Source organism: Okeania sp. SIO2C9 (assembly GCF_010672455.1).
GTDB lineage: Bacteria > Cyanobacteriota > Cyanobacteriia > Cyanobacteriales > Microcoleaceae > Okeania.
The window spans coordinates 1-3245 of the sequence record NZ_JAAHGO010000180.1 but is presented as its reverse complement, the minus strand read 5'-3'; the positions used below and the strand labels follow the sequence as shown (position 1 = coordinate 3245).

The window sequence follows — 3245 nt, the reverse complement described above, 5'->3', positions numbered from 1 at the left end:
GAAATATTGGATGGTGTTCTCTACCAGCTCAAGAATGGTTGCAATTGGTGTGATTTACCCCTGGAGTTACCTCCTTATTCTACAGTATTCTGGCATTACAAACAGTGGCGTATTGGAAGGAGTAACCGCTACTCCTGATGAGAAGAATTATAGCATAATTCTTGTTACTTTACGTTTTTTTGCAGGTCACGATTCCCCTCCCGTTAAATCGGAGATTATAATGGGAGACCCAGAGCGACATTGAGTTGGGATTGAAGACTAAAATATATTTAAACCCAAATTTAGCACTTTTCTATATTTCTCAGAATTTAGCCTTGATTGTTCGTAAAAAAAGCTAAAGAAAAGTAGTGTAAATGCCAAATAAATTTCTTATTATAGTATTTTATAACATAAAATAAAAATCAACTTTCAGAAAGTCCTTGCCTGAGTAGCTAGAGTAAAGTTCTGAATTTATGTTGTAGTGTTTCGCGTCCAAACGCTTTGCGCTCAAAAGCCGGAAACATCTTAATATTTATTTGACAAATAGTCTCTAAAGATACCTAACTATGTTTATAACAGAATCAAAAAAAACAAACACATATTTTGACTCTATCCCAGATGACTTATTCGCAGCTATTGAAGACCTCAAAAAGGAGCTAAATGCTGTTATTTTAGTTCACTACTATCAAGAGGCAGATATTCAGGATATTGCGGACTTTTTGGGTGACTCTTTAGGTTTATCTCAGCAAGCTGCTACTACAGATGCTGATGTAATCGTCTTTGCTGGAGTCCATTTCATGGCAGAAACAGCTAAAATCCTTAATCCTAACAAGTTAGTTTTATTACCCGATTTAGATGCGGGTTGCTCTATGGCTGATGGCTGTCCTGCTGAAGAATTTGCGGCTTTCAAAGCGGCCCATCCCGATCATTTAGTTGTGTGTTATGTTAATTGCTCTGCTGCGGTAAAAGCAATGAGTGACATTATTTGCACCAGCTCTAATGCAGTGAAAATTGTGAATCAAATCCCAGAAGATCAGCCAATTATTTTTGCTCCTGATAAAAACCTTGGTCGCTATGTCAGCGAACAAACAGGAAGAGATTTAGTACTTTGGGACGGGAGTTGTATGGTTCATGAAATTTTTTCTGAAAAGAAAATCGTACAACTGAAAATGGAACATCCTCAAGCAGAATTTATTGCCCATCCAGAATGTGAAGAGCAAGTATTGCGTCATGCCAATTTCATTGGTTCAACAAAAGCTTTGTTTGAGTATAGTAAGCAAAGCGCTGCGGAGAAATTTATCATTGGTACTGAACCCGGAATTCTTTATCAAATGGAAAAGCAAATACCAGAAAAACAGTTTATTGCTGCACCAGCGACAGGGAACTGTGCTTGTAATGAATGCCCTCATATGCGACTGAATACTTTGGAAAAGTTATATTTGGCAATGAAGAATCGGGGACCGGAAATTACCCTGCCAGAGGAGATTCGGGTTGCTGCACTTAAGCCATTACAAAGAATGTTAGAAATGTCAGCGTAACTGCTTGTGACCTTAATATACCTTAGGACTTACGCAAAGGCTCTATTTTCAGCTTGACACGCCACTACTCATCTGAATATTTATGCCAATTTAGGAGTAGAGGAAATTTGGCGATTTGAAAACAGAAAATTGCAAATATATGTATTATACCAAATTGATCAATGTTTGCTACAAATAGTAGGGACGTTGCATGCAACGTCCCTACGAAATAAGGAATAAGCAAGAAGGAAGAAGGGATAAATATTGAAAAAAAAGGGAAAAAGATAGAGATAACCATCTAAAATGAACTAGAGAAACTATTTTTAGGCAGATCCGATAGAGATGCACTTTTTATAGCATTCTTTTTTCAAACTGGTATTAGAGAATAATAAATATATAGAATCAGAATTTAGCTCTTATTTTCCCGGTTTGCCCTTAACTGAAATAATTCCAGAATATAGTATTTGCTGTCAAAATATAGGTAGAAATCAAACTATAAAAACTTTTCACAATTGGGTGAGAGAACAAATTATTAGGAAAGGCAGAAGGTAGGAGGCAGAAAGCAGAAGAGAATTCTGACTCCTGCTCTGTGCTTTTCATATTACAAATTGATGTTCGGAATTTGGGTTTAAAAAAAAGAGGATGTATTTCGGTTTCTTTCCTACTACCCCTACCTCCCATATCTTCCCTACTCCCCTTACCGAAAAATTGTGGGTATGCGCCTCCCCTTTTAAGGGGATAATAAAGAAAAAAATTTTCTTTTAACCAATCCTATCCGTTTTTAAGAAGAGGTAATTATTAATGGCTTTGTTGCATGAATGTTGCGATCGCAAACTCTCCCCACAAGAGAAGTTAATTAGAGTTCTACTTTGTAGCTTTCTGGTTTACAGTTCTGTATCATACGATTAAGCATGGCACATTGTATGAACAACTCCACTGCCTGATTATCGCTCTTTTCGTCCTCGCAACTTCCCTCCAAATATCACTTTGAGCCTAAACCGATACGGTTTCTGATAGGGAGCGTCGATGGTAGCCACTTTCACGTTTCCATTTCTTGCGTCCTACTTTTCTTATTCTTGTGAGGTTTTCATCTGGTGGTCTGAGGTGGGCATTTGCAGTTGCCATGTTGACCTATTACCGCATTTTTCCTGGGTGGAATCGTTGTCTTTGCTCCTCGTTGCCTAGCTTTCTCATAACACTTATACTTGTCATAGGTTCCGTCTCCTGATACTTGCCATCTAACAGGTCAGAAAATACGCCCGTCACACTTACATTATTGGTAGTCACTACCCCACTAACAATCTCCCCTGTGCCCTCATTTACTCCTAGATGTAATTTACGCCATGTACGCCGTTTACTGACACCATGAACTCTTGTTTTCCATTCACCTTCTCCATAAACTTTCACTCCTGTAGAGTCTACTACCAGATGAATGGCCTGGCTTTGTTGGTATAACTGGCAGTTGAACATTCAGTTTTGGCAAGCGACGGGATACAGTGCTATGGTCTGGTACTGGTAAATCTAAGTCCATTAATTGAAATATAGATTCCACAAAACATAAGAGACTGTTTGTAAAAAAAAGCTAAAGATGGCTATGAAGAGGTATTGAAGGTAGAAAAATCAAAAAATCAATGATGAGTGTCAAATCAATGTCCCGAAAATCTTATGCCAGTGACCTAAGCGATTCCCTCCGGGACGCTGCGCGAACGCGAGTGGGAACTACTAGAACCTTTGCTACCGAAACCTCGC

At 38.5% G+C, this 3245-nt stretch carries 2 protein-coding genes and 1 pseudogene; 2 read left to right on the top strand and 1 reads right to left on the bottom strand.

The window, feature by feature from the left end; translation table 11 throughout:
* Nucleotides 1-6 precede the first annotated feature (6 nt).
* Entirely contained in the window at nt 7-138 is a 132-nt protein-coding gene (locus tag F6K23_RS42670; RefSeq protein ID WP_367267963.1) for a transposase, read from the top strand.
* A gap of 407 nt (nt 139-545) precedes the next feature.
* Complete coding sequence (gene nadA / locus F6K23_RS40035) at nt 546-1517, top strand: quinolinate synthase NadA (RefSeq protein WP_293166712.1); 972 nt, start codon at nt 546-548, stop codon at nt 1515-1517.
* Between the two features lie 835 nt (nt 1518-2352).
* Here the strand turns inward: nadA and F6K23_RS40030 are convergent.
* Nucleotides 2353-3051: pseudogene (locus F6K23_RS40030) on the bottom strand (IS5 family transposase); the annotation flags it as partial.
* Nucleotides 3052-3245 lie beyond the last annotated feature (194 nt).